This window comes from Mucilaginibacter sp. UR6-11, from assembly GCF_020880695.1.
Classification (GTDB): Bacteria; Bacteroidota; Bacteroidia; order Sphingobacteriales; family Sphingobacteriaceae; genus Mucilaginibacter.
The window spans coordinates 206,221-225,104 of the sequence record NZ_JAJIWO010000001.1 but is presented as its reverse complement, the minus strand read 5'-3'; the positions used below and the strand labels follow the sequence as shown (position 1 = coordinate 225,104).

Annotated in this window: 22 protein-coding genes; 12 read left to right on the top strand and 10 right to left on the bottom strand. The window is 45.4% G+C overall.

Annotated features, from left to right (window positions below; translation table 11 throughout):
• Nucleotides 1–25: 25 nt before the first annotated feature.
• From LJ658_RS01055 to LJ658_RS01040, 4 genes are read right to left on the bottom strand one after another with little or no spacing between them, the layout of a single operon-like run.
• Nucleotides 26–490 (bottom strand): hydrogenase maturation protease, encoded by a 465-nt coding sequence (locus LJ658_RS01055; protein WP_230544596.1) that lies wholly within the window; start codon nt 488–490, stop codon nt 26–28.
• A complete protein-coding gene (gene cybH, locus LJ658_RS01050; protein ID WP_230544595.1) occupies nt 487–1,230 on the bottom strand; it encodes a Ni/Fe-hydrogenase, b-type cytochrome subunit in 744 nt (247 codons plus the stop codon). The genes LJ658_RS01055 and cybH overlap by 4 nt, the downstream gene beginning before the upstream one ends.
• 17 nt (nt 1,231–1,247) lie before the next feature.
• The gene (locus LJ658_RS01045) at nt 1,248–2,972 is read right to left on the bottom strand and encodes a nickel-dependent hydrogenase large subunit (RefSeq protein ID WP_230544594.1); all 1,725 of its coding nucleotides are present in this window, start codon (nt 2,970–2,972) and stop codon (nt 1,248–1,250) included.
• A 27-nt stretch (nt 2,973–2,999) separates the two neighbouring features.
• A complete protein-coding gene (locus LJ658_RS01040; protein ID WP_230544593.1) occupies nt 3,000–4,133 on the bottom strand; it encodes a hydrogenase small subunit in 1,134 nt (377 codons plus the stop codon).
• Between the two features lie 163 nt (nt 4,134–4,296).
• Between LJ658_RS01040 and hypA the strand changes: the two genes are divergently transcribed.
• From hypA to LJ658_RS00985, 11 genes are all read left to right on the top strand, one after another.
• A complete protein-coding gene (gene hypA, locus LJ658_RS01035) occupies nt 4,297–4,638 on the top strand; it encodes a hydrogenase maturation nickel metallochaperone HypA (protein ID WP_230544592.1) in 342 nt (113 codons plus the stop codon).
• 27 nt (nt 4,639–4,665) lie between these two features.
• Nucleotides 4,666–5,487: a hydrogenase nickel incorporation protein HypB gene (gene hypB / locus LJ658_RS01030; protein ID WP_230544591.1), complete on the top strand. Its 822-nt coding sequence runs from the start codon at nt 4,666–4,668 to the stop codon at nt 5,485–5,487.
• A 30-nt stretch (nt 5,488–5,517) separates the two neighbouring features.
• Complete coding sequence (locus tag LJ658_RS01025) at nt 5,518–5,769, top strand: HypC/HybG/HupF family hydrogenase formation chaperone (RefSeq protein ID WP_230544590.1); 252 nt, start codon at nt 5,518–5,520, stop codon at nt 5,767–5,769.
• Nucleotides 5,770–6,233: 464 nt separating this feature from the next.
• A complete protein-coding gene (locus LJ658_RS01020; RefSeq protein ID WP_230544589.1) occupies nt 6,234–7,409 on the top strand; it encodes a DJ-1/PfpI family protein in 1,176 nt (391 codons plus the stop codon).
• A 30-nt stretch (nt 7,410–7,439) separates the two neighbouring features.
• A complete protein-coding gene (locus LJ658_RS01015) occupies nt 7,440–7,790 on the top strand; it encodes a hypothetical protein (protein WP_230544588.1) in 351 nt (116 codons plus the stop codon).
• Nucleotides 7,787–8,191, top strand: a complete 405-nt coding sequence (locus LJ658_RS01010; RefSeq protein WP_230544587.1) for a DUF2147 domain-containing protein — start codon at nt 7,787–7,789, stop codon at nt 8,189–8,191. The genes LJ658_RS01015 and LJ658_RS01010 overlap by 4 nt, the downstream gene beginning before the upstream one ends.
• Nucleotides 8,188–8,580 (top strand): DUF6010 family protein, encoded by a 393-nt coding sequence (locus LJ658_RS01005; RefSeq protein WP_230544586.1) that lies wholly within the window; start codon nt 8,188–8,190, stop codon nt 8,578–8,580. The genes LJ658_RS01010 and LJ658_RS01005 overlap by 4 nt, the downstream gene beginning before the upstream one ends.
• Nucleotides 8,581–8,585: 5 nt before the next feature.
• A complete protein-coding gene (locus LJ658_RS01000; RefSeq protein WP_230544585.1) occupies nt 8,586–9,509 on the top strand; it encodes a GlxA family transcriptional regulator in 924 nt (307 codons plus the stop codon).
• Between the two features lie 207 nt (nt 9,510–9,716).
• Nucleotides 9,717–10,607: an SDR family oxidoreductase gene (locus LJ658_RS00995; protein ID WP_230544584.1), complete on the top strand. Its 891-nt coding sequence runs from the start codon at nt 9,717–9,719 to the stop codon at nt 10,605–10,607.
• 5 nt (nt 10,608–10,612) lie between these two features.
• Nucleotides 10,613–11,539 (top strand): NAD(P)H-binding protein, encoded by a 927-nt coding sequence (locus tag LJ658_RS00990; RefSeq protein ID WP_230544583.1) that lies wholly within the window; start codon nt 10,613–10,615, stop codon nt 11,537–11,539.
• 12 nt (nt 11,540–11,551) lie between these two features.
• On the top strand, nt 11,552–12,472 hold the full coding sequence (locus tag LJ658_RS00985; protein WP_230544582.1) for an AraC family transcriptional regulator: 921 nt from the start codon (nt 11,552–11,554) through the stop codon (nt 12,470–12,472).
• A gap of 43 nt (nt 12,473–12,515) precedes the next feature.
• Here the strand turns inward: LJ658_RS00985 and LJ658_RS00980 are convergent, their stop codons facing one another.
• From LJ658_RS00980 to LJ658_RS00965, 4 genes are all read right to left on the bottom strand, one after another.
• Entirely contained in the window at nt 12,516–13,118 is a 603-nt protein-coding gene (locus LJ658_RS00980; protein ID WP_230544581.1) for a DUF975 family protein, read from the bottom strand.
• 161 nt (nt 13,119–13,279) lie between these two features.
• Nucleotides 13,280–15,868, bottom strand: coding sequence for a DUF5686 and carboxypeptidase-like regulatory domain-containing protein (locus LJ658_RS00975; protein WP_230544580.1), 2,589 nt, complete (start codon nt 15,866–15,868; stop codon nt 13,280–13,282).
• Nucleotides 15,869–16,218: 350 nt separating this feature from the next.
• Nucleotides 16,219–16,488: a hypothetical protein gene (locus LJ658_RS00970; RefSeq protein ID WP_230544579.1), complete on the bottom strand. Its 270-nt coding sequence runs from the start codon at nt 16,486–16,488 to the stop codon at nt 16,219–16,221.
• Between the two features lie 495 nt (nt 16,489–16,983).
• On the bottom strand, nt 16,984–17,313 hold the full coding sequence (locus tag LJ658_RS00965; RefSeq protein WP_230544578.1) for a carboxymuconolactone decarboxylase family protein: 330 nt from the start codon (nt 17,311–17,313) through the stop codon (nt 16,984–16,986).
• 242 nt (nt 17,314–17,555) lie between these two features.
• Between LJ658_RS00965 and LJ658_RS00960 the strand changes: the two genes are divergently transcribed.
• Nucleotides 17,556–17,849 (top strand): hypothetical protein, encoded by a 294-nt coding sequence (locus LJ658_RS00960; RefSeq protein WP_230544577.1) that lies wholly within the window; start codon nt 17,556–17,558, stop codon nt 17,847–17,849.
• A gap of 16 nt (nt 17,850–17,865) precedes the next feature.
• Here LJ658_RS00960 and LJ658_RS00955 read toward each other — a convergent pair whose 3' ends face one another.
• Both LJ658_RS00955 and LJ658_RS00950 read right to left on the bottom strand, forming a co-directional pair.
• Entirely contained in the window at nt 17,866–18,240 is a 375-nt protein-coding gene (locus LJ658_RS00955) for a PleD family two-component system response regulator (RefSeq protein WP_230544576.1), read from the bottom strand.
• 130 nt (nt 18,241–18,370) lie between these two features.
• Nucleotides 18,371–18,733, bottom strand: coding sequence for a PleD family two-component system response regulator (locus LJ658_RS00950; RefSeq protein WP_230544575.1), 363 nt, complete (start codon nt 18,731–18,733; stop codon nt 18,371–18,373).
• Nucleotides 18,734–18,884: the final 151 nt, after the last annotated feature.

Here is an 18,884-nt window from a genome sequence, read left to right as displayed (position 1 = left end):
CTTTCGGTTACAGGTTCGCTGATTGCTATATCGCTATCCCAAGCAGGCAATTAATCTGTCCGATCAATATGGGGATAACGTTTTCTATTTCGGGGCTAAGTTCAATACCTTGTTGCTGTATGGAAGCGATACTCACTACGAATAAGTCGATTTCGGGCATTTTACCCAGCACCTGTAAGGCATTGATCAGGTCCTTCAACCCGATGTCATGAGTGCTCATTGCCGGTGGGAAATCTGTTGAGAACCGTGGTTTTATTAAACGAATGTCGCCCGGAACGTTGCCGTCCAGCGTGGCATCAACCAAAATAACACGGTCATAAATTTCAAAATACTCAAGCAGGTAAAATCCGCCGGTTCCGCCGTCCAGCACATCAACCCCGGGCGACAGTATGTCTTTTTGAATGCGATTGGCCAGGTGGACACCAATACCCTCATCACCCATTAAATAATTGCCGATACCCAGTATCAGTGTTTTTTTAGTATGTTTCATTTCTTTTTTTCCGGGTTAGGGGTTTGCGGCATGTTCTTTTCAAATACTTCCTGCTCAATAAACTTGAAGCCACCTACCATGCTGCTGGTTTCACCCCGGCCCTCAACATAATCATGATAAAAAACCAGGTAAACATGTATCACAGCAAATAATATAAAAAACCACATCGCCCAATGATGTATCTGGCGGGTCACAATATCGCCACCCAATATTGCGGGTACCCAGCTAAATAACTTAGGGAGCCACCAGGAAGACATAGAAGCATACAAACCGAAACCTGTAAGGCACTGCACCAAAAAAGCAAGGAAGGTTAAAAAATAGATAAAGCCTGCCATGGCATTATGGCCTATGCTGAGGTGTTCCTGTTGTTTTCCATTTTTTTTCATCATCAGGATATCTATTTTGAACACCGCCCATAATTCTTTAACAAACCTTTTGGAGGTAGGGATGAACTGGCGCCAGTTAGCATATTTGTTACCAACAAACCCCCAGTACAGGCGGAACAAGAAATTAAAAAAGAAGATATACGCTGCAGCAAAATGGATATACCGAACCCACCCCATGATGTATTGATGAGAGGCATCTTTATTGCTCATTAAAGCAAGCGGGTTAGCTATGTAAAACCCTGTTATAATGAGCGCAATAATAGCTGCCGCATTTAGCCAGTGATAAAGCCTTACCGGCAATTCCCAAACATACACCCGCATTAAACGGGGGATATGCAAATATTTGTGTGTCATATTATTATGTGTTTAAATCAATCGCCCAATACGCTTATCCGGCTAATAGTTTTTCCTTCTTCGTCATACAAATGCACGGCGCAGGCCATACAGGGGTCAAAACTGTGTACTGTTCTTAAAATTTCCAATGGTTGTGTTTCGTCAGCGACAGGTGTGCCTACCAGTGCGGCTTCATAGGCGGACATTTGTCCTTTACTATCACGCGGTGATGCGTTCCAGGTTGTAGGTACTACCAGTTGATAATTGGCAATTTTCTTATCCTGTATGTTTATCCAGTGTGCCAGTGCACCACGCGGGGCTTCGGTATGCCCTACACCAAAAGCCGATTTTGGCCAGGTAGCCGGATCAAACTTACTCATCTCAGCCATCCGGGTATCGCCGCTTTTAATGTTGTCGATCAGTTTATCATAAAACTCAAGGCTCCATTGTGCCACCAAAAGGCTTTCCAGCCCGCGCGCCGCGGTACGTCCTAATGTTGAGAATAGCGCGCTAACGGGTACATCAAGGTCCTTAAGTGCTTTGTTAACTACTTCTTTAAAGTCTTCACGTCCCCGGGCATAACCTACCAGTACCCGCGCCAGCGGGCCAACTTCCATGGCATGTCCTTTCCATCGTGGAGTTTTAAGGTAACTGTATTTTTGATCAGTATCCAGGTGGTCAAACGGCGGTTTGGGGCCGCTATATTTTATTTTGCTTTCGCCCTTCCACGGGTGCAATCCTTCGTTGTTGCCACCGGCATATTCATACCATGAATGGGTAATAAATTCCTGTACTTCATCATCCTTCTTCAGATCGACATCATATATTTTGGTTATGTCTTTATTAAGTATAGCGCCCCCGGGAAACTTATATGCACTTGTATCGCGATATCCATTGGTTGGCAGATCGCCATAAACCATATAATTACCCAAGCCTCCGCCTATGGCGCCCCAATCTTTATAAAAAGAGGCGATAGCCATCAGGTCGGGGACATAAACCTGTTCAATAAATTCTTTTCCATCTTTTAACAACTGGCCCACGTAAGCGAGACGCTCAGCGTTAATACCGCTTACGTCGTCCAGGTTAATGGCACAGGCCATACCGCCTACCAAATAGTTTGGGTGGGGATTTTTACCGCCAAAAATAGTATGAACCTTTACAATTTCCTTTTGCCATTCAAGAGCTTCGAGGTAATGCGCAAGGCCAATTAAATTTACTTCGGCGGGGAGTTTATAGGCCTTGTGTCCCCAATAACCGTTCGAAAAAATACCCAGCTGCCCGCTATCTACAAATTTCTTTATCCGTTTTTGAATATCGCTGAAATAACCCGGCGAGCTTTTGGGCCACTTAGAAATACTTTGTGCCAGTTCTGACGTTTTCTTCGGGTCAGCCTTCAGTGCGTTTACTACATCCACCCAATCCATGGCGTGCAAATGGTAAAAATGCACTACGTGGTCATGCATATATTGGGTGCAAAACATAATATTGCGTACCATTTCGGCATTTTGGGGTATCGTAATATCCAGCGCGTCCTCTACACACCTTACCGACGTGAGCGAATGAATAGAAGTACAAACTCCGCAGACACGCCCTACAAATGCCCAGGCATCGTTTGGATTTCGACCTTGTAATATTTCTTCAAGCAAGCGCACCATTGTACCACTGCTATAAGCATTTTTTATTTTTCCGTTCTCTATGTCTGCTTCTATACGTAAGTGACCTTCAATCCTGGTTATGGGGTCAACAACAATTCTTTTACTCATGGTTATAAATTTACGCGGTGAGTTTAGTTAAGATTTTAGTTCGTGCTCGCTTTCTATCCCTTCGACCTGGTGTTCATGGATGAGGTTTGATTTGCCGATATTGGTGGCTATTGCGTGGATAGTCAAAGCGGCGCCGGTAACGCCCAGTGCCACTTTACCCAAATCGTCGGCATTGGCCTCAATCCCGAAGCCTGGAAAGGCTGATGCCCTTTCATAAAATCCTCCGTTATCCCAGAAATTAGCCTCACTGCAACCTATGCATGGGTGGCCTGACTGGATAGGGAAGCTGGTACCCCCGTTCCATTTGGTAACCCCACAGGCGTTATAAGTTGATGGTCCTTTGCAACCCATTTTATATAAACAATATCCTTTTTTTGCATTTTCATCATCAAATGACTCAACAAATAAACCCGCGTCATAAAACGGACGACGGTAACAGGTATCGTGTACGCGTTTATTGTAAAATGCCTTTGGCCTGCCCAGCTTATCCAGTTCTGGTATTTTGCCGTAGGTTAAATAATGTACTATAACCCCGGCCATAACTTCGCCGATGGGTGGGCAGCCCGGTACTTTTATAATAGGCTTATTGGTTATTAATTTATGTATTGGCGTAGCTTGTGTCGGGTTTGGCCTGGCCGCCTGCACACAGCCATTACTTGCACAACTGCCCCATGCAATAATAGCAGCGGCACCTTCTGACACTTCATTTAATATTTGTAACGATGTTTTGCCGCCTATCATACAATAAACACCATCGGCACCCATAGGTACGCTACCTTCAACACAAAGAATATACTGCCCTTTATATTTGGTCATGGTGTTACGCAATGCGGCTTCGGCTTGTGTGCCTGAGGCTGCCATCAGCGTTTCGCTATAGTCTAAAGAAATCTTATCCAGCAGTATATCCGCTACGATAGGGTGCGACGACCTGATGAAGCTTTCGCTGCAGCACGTACATTCCTGGAAGTGCAACCAAATAACCGGCATACGTGGCTTGGTTTCCAATGCTTTTGTAACCTGTCCAATGGCAGATTGCTCCAAACCGATAAAGGCGGTCATGATACTTACAAACTTTACAAAGTCGCGGCGCGAGTACCCTTTCCTTTGCACCTCCTGATAATAAGTAGGCTGTTCCGGTAACATAATATCATTATTCATCATGGCTATTTTTTTGTTAATGGCTATTTATACCCAAATTTATTTAGATGGATGCGATGCAAGCTTAATTTACATCATTTTATAATGTGATAGTTGTCACATACTTATCGTATTAATCAGGATAATTTTGGAGATAAATATTCCAAAACCGAAAAGATGATATACCATGCATGAGCTTTCTATTGTGATGGGCATTATTGAAATTGCCGAGCGCCAGGCGAAGGCCGCTGATGCAACTATAATTGATGAGGTAGAACTGGACATTGGCACTTTAAGCGGAATTGAAACAGAGGCGTTGGAGTTTGCCTGGAAACAGGGCGTCCGGCAAACAATGCTGGAATATGCAGTTAAAAAAATAAACCAGATAGCTGGCAAAGCGAGGTGCCTTGATTGTGATGCGGAATTTGCTATTGAAAAATATGAGGATGCCTGCCCCATTTGCGGCGAGCATTTATTGGATATTATACAGGGAAAAGAACTTAGAGTAAAAAGTTTATTGGTTTCGTAAAAAAATTAAACATTAAAAATCATAATTATGTGTGCAACATGCGGCTGCGATTCAGGCGGCAAAACTACATTTCGTTTATTGGACAAAGATCAACAGGCGGAGCATGATCATAAACATGTTTTTGCTGCGGGCCACGATCATGCGCATAGCCACTTTGACAGCCATGACCATGTTCATAACCACTCAAAAACAATTATAGAGGTAGAGCAGGATGTGTTATTACAAAACAATTTATTGGCGCAACGCAATCGGGGCTATTTTGATGCAAAGAATATATTGGCGTTGAACCTCGTAAGCTCGCCCGGCTCAGGCAAAACCTCCTTATTGGAAAGAACGCTGACTGATCTGAAAGGCCAGCTGGATTTTGCCGTGATAGAAGGCGATCAGCAAACGACGAATGATGCCGATCGTATACAGGCAACCGGTACAGATGTTACACAAATAAATACCGGCAAAGGGTGTCATTTGGACGCGCATATGATTCTCCACGCGCTGCAAGGCCTTAAACCCAAAGAAAACTCAGTATTGTTGATCGAGAATGTTGGCAATTTAGTTTGCCCGGCTATGTTCGACCTGGGCGAAAAAGAACGTATTGTTATTATTAGCGTTACCGAGGGTGATGACAAACCCCTGAAGTATCCCGACATGTTTCATTCTTCGACCCTCTGTATTATTAACAAAACCGATCTGTTACCCTATGTTCCGTTTGATATTGAAAAAGTAAAAGCAAACGCTAAAAAGATAAACCATCATCTAGAGATAATAGAGGTTAGCTGTACCACAGGTGAAGGATTGCAAGTTTGGTACAACTGGCTCAAATCAAAGGTATTGTTGCCCGAAACGACCTGATTAATTTTTGACTATTTTAATTATAACAATATGTGTCTCGCTATCCCCGGTAAAATTATTGAAATAACCGCCCAACTTGATGATGTTTTCCGTACAGCCAAAGTGTCGTTTGGTGGTATCCAAAAGGAAATAAACTTATGCATGGTGCCCGACGCACAAATTGGCGATTATGTATTGGTGCATGTAGGCGTTGCTATCGGCAAAGTGGATGAAGAAGAGGCTATAAAAGTATTCAGTTATTTGAAAGACATGGGCGAAGTGGAGGAGTTGAAAATAGGATAAAATTGTCAAGGCTAATTGATAAAATAGTATTTCCGACCTGTTAAAAAAGGAAGAGTGCGTATGTTACCTTAGAAACAAATTAATTCCTATCACTTTAACAAATATTAATTAATGCCTAAGTAAGTAATTGAAAGAGAAATTACCGGAGCGGGGAAATATGATCCAATCACTCTGTTTTTATCCGGGCATATCTGCTGAAGAGCTACGATGTCGCCTTTTCGTATGTATTGGCCGTTTTGATGGAACACTCAGCAGCGGTTGACGTAAATACATTCTAAAATAATTCGAAAATAAACCCGATTTTTTTCCCACATACTTCTTGTTAATCTGAAATATTGCAAGAGCGCCATCGTTCATTCGGGCGTCGATTTAAATCAGACTTCTTCTGTCCGTATCTGACACCTTCTTGTCTAAACGGGATAGCCGGTTCACGGCATCTTTGTACTATTAATTCTCAACAAAAGATGAAAAAGTTTAAGAAAGTATTATTGATTTCCCTTTCTATCGTTATCGTGGCCGGTGGCGCGCTCGCCCTGCTGCTGCAACCACTCTTTGCGTTCGGACAATTGCCACCCTATGCCGGTGATAACCGCATTGAATGGAAGCAGCCGGTTTATGATGCAGCCAAGAAAACTGTATTTATCATTGCTGATAACAAGGTGACCGAAATGTTCGACATGCTGGCCCCTTATTACCTGTTTCAAAAAACCGGCCGATTAAATGTATATATCGTTGCCAAAGAAAAAGCGCCGGTAACTATCAAAAGAAACCTGTTCATTTTGCCACAACTGACCTTCAGGGAAGCAGATTCCCTGAAATTAACTGCCGATGTCATCGTTATCCCGGCCCTGTCCATCCGTGACGAAAAACAGGACCCCGTTGTCATTTCCTTTATTAAAAATCATTTTTCCCCTGAGACCAAATTAATGGCGGTTTGCGATGGCGCTGCTACAGCCGCTGCTACCGGGCTTTTTGACGGCAAGCCGATCACCTGTCACGCGTCCGACCTGGGAGCACTTAAAACTCATTTCAGCAAGCCAATTTGGATAAAAGATGTCAATGTTGCCCATAGCGGCAATCTGTATAGCACCGCTGGCGTATCCAATGCGGTCGAAGGCAGTCTGATGGTCATCAATGATTTATTGGGCAGCCAAGCCATGCAATCGGTAGCCGCCGGTATCCGCTATCCACATGCGGTATTAACAAATACGCACCAAAGCAAAGCCATTAAATTCGGCAATATGCTCACCATTGCCGGTAAAGTCATCGGCCGGAAAAGTCGCCGGCTGGGCCTGGTTTTACAAGACGGCGTCAGCGAGCTGGACATGGTGAGCGTGCTGGATACGTATGGCCGCTCGTTTCCCAAGTCGTTTCAGTGTGTCACCCCGGCGGACACCATTATCCACACCCGATACGGCGTCAGCGTAATCTGTACCGGTGGCAAAACAGCCGGAAAGCTGGATGAACTGCACGTGTTGCTACCCGGCATTGAGGCTTTTATCAGCTCTAATTACCCGAATACCCCTGTTATCCGATATACTGACGAACAGTATACTATCGATGCCTGCCTGGCCAGGATCAAACAGCAATATGGGCAGAATTTCCAGACGGTGGTCAAGCTGATGCTGGATTACAACTAAACCTTAACATATTCAAAATAATTAAACATCATGAAAAAGCTATTCTTTCTGATAATCTTAACACCGGGGATGTTGCAGGCTTATGCACAGACTGATTCGGTTAAAATTGAACAATTTTGCCAGCTTATAGCCGTGCCGCGCATATTAAGCAACAAAGTCACCATCGATATCGATTTTGGCCAGGAAAAGAAATTCTGGAATGATTCCCGGTTAAGGGATAGGGAAGGTGCAGTCAAAAAATTCAATACCATTATTGATGCTATGAATTTTATGGGACGCGAAGGTTGGTCATTTATCCATACCTACCCGGTACGGAATGGCGATACCGAGATCTTTCATTTCGCCTTTAGGAAATTGTTTTATATAGCTAAACTCCAATGAAAAAAATAGTATTTGTACTGTGCCTGCTGGTATCACTGCGCACATTCGCCCAGGGCGACCAGATCACGGGCCTGTATTGGTCGCCAAAGAAAGACGCGAAAATTGAGATCTATAAAAAAGGCGGCCAATATTTCGGCAGGTCCGTTTGGGTCGCCAACCCGCGCAAAGACATCAAAAACCCAAATGAGGCATTAAAAAAAAGGGAGGTTTTGGGTATCGATCTTTTTAGCGGCTTTATCTATAAAGACGGCACTTATACTTCGGGTAAGGTGTATGACCCGGAAGACGGCAAGACCTATGATTGTAAAATGAACCTGAACGGCGAAGTGCTCAAAGTACGCGGATATATCGGGATTTCGCTGTTTGGCCGAACCGAGTACTTTAAACGCATCAGGTCATGAGCGGACTGATTATCGGCCTGTTAACTGGCCTGGCGACCATTGTGCTGGTGCGGCTGCTTCGGTTTTTAGACGAACATTTGATTTATGGTCTGGTCCTGTGCGCTATCGGTTTTCTTTATGTCGGCTTTACCTGGACAGATAGCATTACTGCAGTGGCCAGCGCCGTTCAGGCCCTGATCTTTTTGCTGATCGCTTATTTCGGCACCAAACATAGTTTACTGCTGTTGGCTGCTGGGTATTTCCTGCATGGCGCCTGGGACCTGGTATTTGGTTTATGGGCCTTCTCCAAATTGTTGCCGCCGCATTACAACCTGTTCTGCCTGGCCGTTGATTTTGCGATAGGCTTTTATTTACTGATTCTGAATTACGGGCGGATATCCTACCTTTAGACTGAATGAAAAAGATAGCGTTTATTATCCCGCCGTCGGTCGAGCTGCTGGACCTGGCCGGCCCGGTACAGGTTTTTACGGAAGCTAAATTCTATGGTTTTGAAGCGGATATGGAGTTTTACGCGTTTTCCGAAGCTCCTGTTTCCACTTCCGGCCTGGGTTTTGGCCCGGTCAGGCATTTTAGCGAAGCCAGGCTACAGGAAGGCGACTTCGTTTTTGTCCCCGGTATGGATTACGATTACGTGACCAGTATCGCCTTTGGCACACAGCGTCCTTTCTTTAACTGGTTAAAAAATATGTCAGACGCAAGGGTCACGGTTGGTTCGATCTGTAACGGTGCTTTTGCTTTGGGTATGGCAGGCTTGTTAAAGAACACCGAGTGTACGACCCATTGGCGCCGGGTAAAGGACCTGCAACAGCGCTTCCCTGAAGCAAGGGTGGTGGGCGATATTTTATATATCAAAAGCAATAACATCTATACCAGTGCCGGCATCAGCGCCGGCATCGACCTGGCGCTCGCTATAATGGAAGACATCAAAGGGCCTTTGTTCACTCATAAGATTGCCCGTGGCCTGGTGGTTTACCACCGCCGCAGCGGCATGCATAGGCAGCAAAGCATTTACCTGGATTACCGTAATCACATTAACCCGCAGGTGCACGAGGTCCAGGATTACCTGATTGATAACCTCTCCAAAGAGAATAGTATTGAAACGCTGGCAGCCCTGGTTAATATGAGCCCCAGAAACCTGAGCCGCGTTTTCAAAGAAAAGACGGGGGCAACCATATTGGATTACCATACCCGCCTGCGTCGGGAATACGCCAGTACCATGCTGAACAATCCCGAATATACCATTGAATATATCGCCGCCCAATGCGGCTTTAAGAGCGCCAGGCAACTACAGCGTATCTTGAAAACAACAGCCAATTAGGCGCCGTCAACTTATTTCTGTCTGAATATAGCGGCTATAATTTGTAGTTTTCAAGGTGTCGTCGGGATGATAGCAGGCACATCGCTCCGTTATCTTTTAAGTTTTTTCTTCGGAAGATGTCTGTTTTTTTTGACTAAATCAAAAGCAGATTTGGCTAAATCTGACCCGTTCCCGAAGACGACATTTGTAGTATCAAAGATCAAGACTATGAAAGTATTTGTTACCGGAGCCACTGGCTTCATCGGCACGGCTATCGTGCAGGAATTAATTAACGCAGGTCATCAGGTAACGGGCCTGGCCCGCTCAGATGCTTCGGCCGGTAAACTGGTCGCAGCAGGTGCTGAAGTTTATCGGGGTGATCTGGAAAACCTGCACAGCCTGCGAAGCGCCGCTGCTGCCGCAGATGGCGTTATCCACGCCGGTTTTATCCACGACTTTACCCGGTTCCCGGAAGTTTGCGAAATAGATAAGCGTGCTATCGAAACCATCGGCGAAGTATTGGCTGGTTCTGATCGCCCTTTAATCGTCACCTCCGGTACCGCGTTGGTCAGCCCGGGCAGGTTAGCTACAGAAGATATCGTCCCGCCGTTTAATCCCGCCTGGCCGCGGGCCTCAGAGCAAGCGGCAGATGCGGTAGCGGCGCTGGGTGTCCGCGCTGCAGCAATACGCTTATCCCCGTCGGTGCATGGTGATGGCGATAAGCACGGTTTTATTCCAATACTGGTTAATATCGCAAAAGAAAAAGCCGTCTCGGCTTATATCGGGGATGGACAGAACCGCTGGAATGCGGTACACCGGCAGGATGCCGCTAAGCTCTATCGCCTGGCTTTAGAAAACGCCACGCCGGGCGCCCGTTTTCATGGTTCCGCCGAAGAAGCTATTACGGTTAAAACCATAGCTGAAGCCATTGGTAAACAACTAAATATTCCGGTAGTATCGATAGCGCCTGAAGCAGCCGCTGAACATTTTGGCTGGTTCGCGCATATGGCAGCAATTGACTGCCCGGCCTCGAGTAGGTGGACGCAGGAACATTTGGACTGGCACCCAACTCACTCCACTCTGCTTGCCGATATTGAAAACGGCATTTATACCCAATAAGAACTATGAAAATTGTCGTAACCGGTTCCTTAGGGAACATCAGTAAGCCATTAACACAACTACTGGTCGGGCAGGGCCATACGGTGACCGTGGTCAGCAGTGACCCAAAAAAGCAAGCCGCTATTGAAACTTTCGGAGCGACGGCAGCAATTGGTTCTATTGCCGACATCGAATTTCTGACTAAAACCTTCACAGGTGCTGATGCCGTTTACGCGATGATCCCGCTAAGTTATACCGAACCTGACCTGGGCGATTATATGCGCCGGATGGCGAGAAATTACGTTGCGGCGCTAAAAAAAGCCGAAACCAGGCGGGTGGTGGTCATGAGCGGCTGGGCGGCAGACCTGGTAAAGGGCGAAAGCGTCGAACATCTGTTTGATAACCTTGATGCTTCGATCACCATTATGCGGCCGGCCTCGTTTTATACCAATTTCTATCAATCCATAGACCTGATCAAAGGTAAAGGGCTGATCGGCAAATTCCTGACCTTGCGTTATTCCGGTCTTTGGGCCCTGCTGACCGGAAAGACAGGGCTGTTGATGGGGAATTATGGCGGGGATGACCGCACGGTTTTTGTTTCGCCGCTGGATATCGCGGATGCCGTAGGAGAGGAGTTGTTGCTATGTCCGGAACAAAGGACGATTCGTTATGTGGGCAGCGAGGAAATGACCTGTAACGAAGCCGCCATGATCATCGGCGCCGCCGTGGGTAAACCATGGCTGAAATGGGTATTGCTCTCAGACAAACAAATGCTGCAAGGCCTGAAAATGGCCAAGTTGCCGGAGAAACTGGCGGAGACACTGGTAGAAATGCAGGCCGTGATGCATAGCGGCAAGGCGCTGGAAAATTTCCACCGCAGCCAGCCCAAAATGGGTAAAGTCAAACTGGCGGATTTTGCGAAAGAATTTGCTGCAGTTTATAAACAAAAATAAGTATCTTGTTTTATGAACAGTCACCGGCCTTTACGATTCAAGACGATCACCGAGTATCACCGGGCGGCGGGCCTGCCCAAGCCAGAGCATCCGCTGATCAGCCTTGTGCGCATGGATATGGTTACCCCACCCATCACGGAAGGCTCCATCAACCTCATCTTTGACTTTTACTCTATTTCTCTCAAAAGGGTTTATAACGGCAAATTCAAGTACGGCCAGCAAGCCAGTGACTTTGATGAAGGCGTGTTGTTCTTTATGGCTCCCGGACAAGTTTTTGGTATCGAACTCAGCAAAGAGACCAGGCACCGGCCTGAGGGCTGGATGATCCTGATCCACCCGGATTTTTTATGGAATACCACATTGGCGAAGACCATTAAGCAATACGAATTTTTTAGCTACTCGGTTAACGAAGCGCTTTATCTATCGGATAAAGAAGAAATGATGCTCAATAGCATTGCTAACCATATTGAGCAGGAATACCATGCCAATATCGACCGGTTCAGCCAGAATGTAATCGTCGCCCAGTTGGAATTGCTGCTTACCTATGCCGAGCGCTTTTACCAGCGTCAGTTCATAACGCGGAAGATTGCCAGTCATGAAATATTGACGCGCCTGGAAGATCTCCTGTCGGGTTACTTCAGCAGCGGAGCGCTGGCTAAAGAAGGCCTGCCCAGCGTTACCTATATCGCCGAAACCTTAAATATATCGCCGGGCTACCTTAGCGGCCTACTTAAATCACTTACCGGGCAGAGCACCCAACAACATCTCCATGACAAGCTTATAGAACTGGCCAAAGAAAAGCTTTCGACAACGAATCTTTCGGTCAGCCAAATCGCCTACGAACTTGGTTTTGAGCACCTGCAGTCTTTCAGCAAACTTTTCAAGACTAAGACTAACTTATCCCCACTGGAGTTTCGGCATTCGTTCAACTGATCAGCGGTTCAGCGAATTCAGGAATCTCTTCTGTTGTACGTGTTCAGCCGCGAGATTCTCTTTGAGGTATTTGATTGTTTTTTAGGTCATCATAAAATTTTGCCATTGTTATGTGGACATACGGTATGAGCCAGAGAAACCCGATTCCCAGCGTGAGTACACATAGTAACGCAAGCAGAAAGAAGTGTAAGCACAGGTAAAAAAGTTTCCATTTATAGCCGTCTGTCATTTTCTTACTCTGGTCAAGTATCTCCTGGGGCTTTAGCGTTGGGTTATCTGCAAGAATATAGAATACCATGGAATACGATAATGCGGCTATAATTCCGGGGACGATGAGCAACAGTGTCCAAAGTATGACATACAGCACCGTGAGCAAGTATGTGATCAGCGCGTTGGTGAAGAACTTGAAACCATCAAATAGCTGTTCCAGTCTTGCGTCCTGACCGCGGGATAAGGTTAAAGAAAATATAGCTGCCCCCAGTGCCATAGGGCCGGCCACTAATAATGAAGCTAAACCAACCTTTTGCATAGCGCCGAAAGAGCACATAATCAAAGTATATACAAGAAATGTACCGATCGCCAATCCCCATTTATCTTTCAGGGATTCCCGCGCTGCTTTCAATAAGTCTGCATTTTCCGTTGCCATAGTCATTTTCTTTCAAAGAAACTGTAAAAGAAAACTCAGGGAAATGATGGCTATCATTAGCCGGCATGACTTTGGTCAGGAGCGTAATTTGCCCGCTCATTTCCCTGATGGCAAACCATTAATCGGTAACAACCGGTTATCGCCCACTCGTTCCCCGAAAATCAAAAATCCGGGCTAAAGCTCAATTTAACGCTATATGTTGATATGCCGGGATGGTCGAGGTAGTTAAATCTTTTGATTAAATCAATCCGCACGATTTTAAAGATGTTGCCAATGCCCGCCCCGGCTTCAATATAGGGTGTGCTGCCTAATCCATAGGTACCGTATGTGCCGTTTGATGCAGCAGGAAAACGATACAGGCCAGCTGTTTTTAAAGGGTTATTCTCATCGCGCAATCCGCCATATAAGGCCTTAAAGGAAAGGTATTCCCGCCATTTAAGGTGTTGAATCAAGGGGATCTTGTTCAGGAAAAATCCGTTAAAGCTTTGGGTGAGGTTTAAACCTACATAATGGTCGCTTACAAATTCCAGATAATACATTTTATTATAGGCATCCGGATCGTAGGCGATAGATTGATTGGCCGGGCTGATATTCAATAAAGGGAAAGGAACCTTTCCGGTGATCAGGCTGCCCATTAAAGTTATATCAGCATAGCCCAGTTGCGACATATAAAATCGCTTGTAAATATTGGCGTCAAACCGGGTGTATTGATAGCCGCTATTAAGCACGCCGTTAAGTCCCTGGGTGATTTGCAAATTATAAATGGGATACTTACTGTGGATCGTATGCCGGTCGCGGGTGCCCTGAATGATCTGTTCATGTGCTACGAAGCGTAAGCCCAGGGTAATTTCGCTGGTGGTCAGGTTAGGTACGAGGGAGTTAGCCCCGTCATTCCTTTGAAATAATAAAGCACCGGCCGGCTGTTGTTTCCAGTTACGGAAACCCAGGTTATAAGAAAAATGATTTTCAAACTCCTGTACATAATTAAACGAATAGATCCGGTCATACAGCCAATAGTTGGTTGAGCCGCTTTGAAATGAGCCCAATGCGGCCTGGGTGCTGTTTGCCGCAAAGCTTTGCCCGGGGATATCTACGTCATAAAGATAACCTGCCTTGATATAATGATTAGGATAACGGTAATAGGGGGTTTTATTCAGTGAAATATAGGTGTTTAATTCATATTTTAAAGCGTTGTCCCGGGTGCCATAGCCCAGGAAACCATCAAAGTACAATGTTTTGTTAAACTGCGGCGTAGTCCGTCCGCCCACCTGAAAACGGCCACCTTCCTGTGTGTTATAGGAAAATAAAGAACCGATCGGCCCTTCCTGAACAGGCCCAAAGTCTGCAAAATCACCGGTTATCGTAGCCGCAATCCAGGTGGCTGTTTTAAACGAACGCATATTTTGCAGACGGTTAATTCGGGAATAGGCACCCGCTTGCTGAGCAGTGAGCGTATCGAGACGGTGCGCAGCCCAATACGTTGTATCATTATGGCCGGAATTAACGGCTGTTTGCACGCTTTTACCCTGGTAAAAAATATCCGGCTGCGGGGTATCCAGCACATAGTTGGAATAGCTTACCGTGCGTTGGCCAAAAACGGCTATCCCTTTATTTCTAAGCAATCCGAAATCGGCCGAGACATCACTTTTGGTCAGATAATAACGACCATCGGCGTGAGGTTCGAAATCCAGTTTGATCTTCAGGCTGCGGATAAAATTGATATTGATCTGCTTATTGACATTCAACTCGCATGATTGAACGGCGTAACGCCCGTCCAGCGTTACTAATAATTTACCCTCAAACAGCAGGTCGCCCTTGGTACGTGGGGTAAAGCTTAAGGCAACCAGTTTACCATGGGCAGTCTGTACTGTATCGGTAATAAAAAATTTGTAATAATTGGGAGAATGGTCGGCAATGGGGCTCAAGAACTGGTTAACAATTACAAAAATATTGTTGTCATAAATATCAATGTGGTTACCATAGAGCCGGTTCAGATAAATGTCCACTCCCGCAGTATCCACAAACTTGATAATATTAATACCCTTTTCCGCCTGCAGAATCTGTATGGTTTTCTCCGGCTTTTTGCGGTAATAGTATTGTGATAGTTTTTCGCTGAAGTAGCCGGGCAGGGTAGTCTGTTTTTGCCCGTTGATCAGGGTCGTACTGTCCAGCATGAACCGGTATTTGCTGAAAAAGCGGCTGTTAAGTAATTTTTGAGGGATGTTAAACAGGGATAAACCGATACGCTCATATTCGTCATACTGAAGATAACCGGCATCTTCCATCCGGTTCTGTGCTTTATGGTCAATCACCTGCTGGATGAGTTCTACTGCGGGATTACCCTTATTCCGGTATTTGGTTCGTTTAACCGAGGTGATGTTTACTTCATTGAGCTGCATGTCGCTTGGTTTCAACTTCAGGGTGATTTTATTCACCTTACCGGGTTTAATAGCTTTTAGTACTTGTTGATATCCCATCGTAGAAAAGGAAACTTCACTGAATGCCCCGGCTGCACTTAAGGAAAAATGACCCTGCTTATCGGTGACCGTACCGTGCCCCGAGTTTGGAAAACTTACATTAACATAAGCTAACGGTCGGCCGGAAGTCGACTCCGAAACACTTCCGGTAACTACGGTTATTAGTGTGTCGGTTGGAGGAGTGTTTTGTTGCGCAATAACTAATTGCGATATCGGCGACAGGCATAGCAAGGCAAAAGTCTTTAACGAAACCAGCCGGTTCTTAATTTTCAAAGCAATTAGCATCAATGGTAGGCGATATAGTAAAGTAAGTATAATAACAATAAAATAAGTACGCGTGTTTATTTAACCATGTACTTTAATTAAAGTGTGATTCATTTTAAATGTTTTGTATTATTCTAACGCTAATACGGATAACACAAGCGCTATGTTAACGTACAGCGGCCCTCTTTTCTTGTCGCGTAGTTAATTTAAGTAAGCCGGGTAACAGAATAAGCAGTAGCGTGTGTGGAAAACAGCAAATAATTACAAGGCGCAGATAGCCCAGCCCGAATGCAAATATCCCGTCAAGCGTCGCTATTTATTAGCTGGCGTTCAATTATGCTGTGTGTTAGTATTAAGCATTAGGATTCGCCCTGTCCGCTAGCTTCAGGCGTTTCTCCCATTCGCTGATTTCTGATGACCAGGTTGTCAACAACGAGCTCGCCAATGTGAAGTTCTTTGATAACCGCTTTTTTAACAGCCAGCCGGCAAATGGCCAGGGCTCCGATAGCTAATGCCCCCGCGGCTGCTGAACCTAAAGCCAGCGACCCCAGTAGGGTTAGCCCGTTCAGGGAGAAACCGACGCCTTTAACGCCGGCTAGTTCTGCTCTCTTTTTTGATATATTTTTCATAATTGTCTTCTTGTTATTTATTATCATCAGAACGATCTGCGCCTTAATAGTTTATTGATTACTGTCAAAAATACCGGCGTTCCTATATTCAGAAAATGCCGCAGGTCATGTAAGTAGTTGATTTTGTGCATTCATGCTAAGCTTACCGTCGTTCCATCCTTTAGTCAATTCCGTTTACCCGGGTCGCCTTCGTCTCTTAACGGTGGGCGATACCGATTACGGTGATCCACTTTAAAATGTGGATCACCCGGATCACCTTAAATTGCTAAAAACTTAATTTTCAACCTGTTAAGTTTAAAAGCGGATCACTTTGGATCAGCCTTATTCGTCAGGGTTTATAAACATAAATTTACGTTTACTTCCTGATAATCAAGCCAATGCTAATAGACTATTTTTCGCCATTTTTTAAGGGGTGGATCAGTAAAAGTGGATCACCCCGCGTCATTGGCCGCCGGAGTTTCGGAATCCTTTCAGGTAATATAAATACCGTAGCTGCTAAGATTGTTGATTTCCCTCGTTTGGGTTTTGATCGTAAGCAGATAAGGCAACCGGGAGGCAGTTGGCTACGCCGTTTAACCCGCATACCGTCAGGGTGATCAGGATCGTATCCACTATTTCGGCACGGGTTGCGCCCAATTCTTTGGCGGTGATTACATGGTAGTAAATAGCCTGCTGATCGCCCAGCGCCGACTTGATCCCAATGTAAATAAGTTGTTTTGTTTTGGCGTCGAGGCCGGTAGTGCTTTGCAGTGAACTGATCAGCTGATCGAAGGCTTTGGCTACTTCGGGGGCTTCCTGTTTAAATAGGTTTAGTGGATTGTTCATAATTCCTTATTTGCCTGTTCTATAAAATAAAAGTAAGGCGTTATATGGAAGGAGAGCCATGACGGTAGTCACGCGCCGACATGATTGGCGGCACTCAGGCATGTTTTTAAATACCTGACATGGTATAATGGGTGTCAATTTTTCGCGACCATACGCGCTCATTCAGCTCCGGATGTCGCCGGGAAATAAATATAGTTGCTCCGGGGTAAAACTTAATCGCCTGCCAACGCTTATGTAGACCTATGGCAATAATCAAGAATGTTAAACCACTCAGCGCTGAAAAGCTGTTTGACCTGTTAAAAAACGAATTTGCGGATTATATCAACGAAAAACTGGGTTCAAACCTCTCGATCGAATACGCGCATGTGTACGACGAGATCAATATATCGTTCCCTGAAGTGATAGAAGGCGCGGCACTAAACATTACGGTGACAGATGAAGAATTAACCGTTACGCTTATGGCTACCAATTCCGACTATAATACCAATCTGCTTGAAGATAACCTCATCGGCTTCCTGGAAGTACACGCAGGTTAGGCGCGGCTGATATTGACTAAAAGGTATGGGGCTGATGGTTAAAAAAACGGGCCACTTTAGCTACCAGATCTTCAACCTCAAATGGTTTGCCGATATAATCATTCGCTTCACAATCAGTAGCGATCAGTTCGATATCATTGGCCGTTGAAAGGATGATCACGGGTGTTGCAGCCAAAGCGGGCAACTGTTTGATCTTCTTGCATAAGCGGTGCCCTGGTTTACTGTTAATGAATTCATCAAGCAGGATCAGGTCCGGTCTGAAAGGAATAATTTCCGCCAGGTCATCGGGTTCCGGGATGCTGAGCGTTTCGAAACCTTGTTGCTGTAAAATAAACTCCACGATATGACGGATATCCTGGTCGTTTTCGATAATCAATACTCTCTTATTCAATCCCCGAATTTTTGGGTAAAGATAAGTAATTTAAAATTAAATTACAGGCGATGTGCAGGGTATCTCTATCCCGGCCATTGGCGTTTTCGCGCCACCCGGAGTTTCCGGGGATTGTCGAAGCTGTAACTGCCTAAACTAGGTATTCTTCTACCTGTGCAACTAAATCAAAAATATCGAAGGGTTTGGCGATATACGCATCGGCGCCGCATTCCCGGGCAATAACAGCAAGGTCCGATTCACCCGAAACAAGCACCACCGGCAGTTGCCGGGTTGTTACCTGTGATTTTATTTCCCGGCAAATCTCAGGGCCATTTTTTGCAGAACCCACAATCCGTACGTCAAGCAATACAATGTCCGGCTGTATAACATTGATATGGTCAGCAGCCTCGCCGGTGTTCGATAACACAATCTCGTACCCGTTTTCCTGGAATATCACATTTAATATCTCCAGGATATCCTCATCATCATCGATCACCAAAACCCTTTTTGCCATAGTTGCTTATTTCACGCATCCCTGCAAATAGCCGTCCAAACTTATTAGTCGCCTTCGCGTGTTGAATAATCGCCTTATATGATGACCAGCCAACCTGTTCACAGGACGTTCTGTCGTCGTATGACGAAATCTTGTATAGACATCAACATCA

Coding starts and splice junctions, on each gene's coding strand:
- LJ658_RS01055 (WP_230544596.1), bottom strand. CDS start 490: ATGAAACATACTAAAAAAACACTGATACTGGGTATCGGCAATTATTTA.
- cybH (WP_230544595.1), bottom strand. CDS start 1,230: ATGACACACAAATATTTGCATATCCCCCGTTTAATGCGGGTGTATGTT.
- LJ658_RS01045 (WP_230544594.1), bottom strand. CDS start 2,972: ATGAGTAAAAGAATTGTTGTTGACCCCATAACCAGGATTGAAGGTCAC.
- LJ658_RS01040 (WP_230544593.1), bottom strand. CDS start 4,133: ATGATGAATAATGATATTATGTTACCGGAACAGCCTACTTATTATCAG.
- hypA (WP_230544592.1), top strand. CDS start 4,297: ATGCATGAGCTTTCTATTGTGATGGGCATTATTGAAATTGCCGAGCGC.
- hypB (WP_230544591.1), top strand. CDS start 4,666: ATGTGTGCAACATGCGGCTGCGATTCAGGCGGCAAAACTACATTTCGT.
- LJ658_RS01025 (WP_230544590.1), top strand. CDS start 5,518: ATGTGTCTCGCTATCCCCGGTAAAATTATTGAAATAACCGCCCAACTT.
- LJ658_RS01020 (WP_230544589.1), top strand. CDS start 6,234: ATGAAAAAGTTTAAGAAAGTATTATTGATTTCCCTTTCTATCGTTATC.
- LJ658_RS01015 (WP_230544588.1), top strand. CDS start 7,440: ATGAAAAAGCTATTCTTTCTGATAATCTTAACACCGGGGATGTTGCAG.
- LJ658_RS01010 (WP_230544587.1), top strand. CDS start 7,787: ATGAAAAAAATAGTATTTGTACTGTGCCTGCTGGTATCACTGCGCACA.
- LJ658_RS01005 (WP_230544586.1), top strand. CDS start 8,188: ATGAGCGGACTGATTATCGGCCTGTTAACTGGCCTGGCGACCATTGTG.
- LJ658_RS01000 (WP_230544585.1), top strand. CDS start 8,586: ATGAAAAAGATAGCGTTTATTATCCCGCCGTCGGTCGAGCTGCTGGAC.
- LJ658_RS00995 (WP_230544584.1), top strand. CDS start 9,717: ATGAAAGTATTTGTTACCGGAGCCACTGGCTTCATCGGCACGGCTATC.
- LJ658_RS00990 (WP_230544583.1), top strand. CDS start 10,613: ATGAAAATTGTCGTAACCGGTTCCTTAGGGAACATCAGTAAGCCATTA.
- LJ658_RS00985 (WP_230544582.1), top strand. CDS start 11,552: ATGAACAGTCACCGGCCTTTACGATTCAAGACGATCACCGAGTATCAC.
- LJ658_RS00980 (WP_230544581.1), bottom strand. CDS start 13,118: ATGGCAACGGAAAATGCAGACTTATTGAAAGCAGCGCGGGAATCCCTG.
- LJ658_RS00970 (WP_230544579.1), bottom strand. CDS start 16,488: ATGAAAAATATATCAAAAAAGAGAGCAGAACTAGCCGGCGTTAAAGGC.
- LJ658_RS00965 (WP_230544578.1), bottom strand. CDS start 17,313: ATGAACAATCCACTAAACCTATTTAAACAGGAAGCCCCCGAAGTAGCC.
- LJ658_RS00960 (WP_230544577.1), top strand. CDS start 17,556: ATGGCAATAATCAAGAATGTTAAACCACTCAGCGCTGAAAAGCTGTTT.
- LJ658_RS00950 (WP_230544575.1), bottom strand. CDS start 18,733: ATGGCAAAAAGGGTTTTGGTGATCGATGATGATGAGGATATCCTGGAG.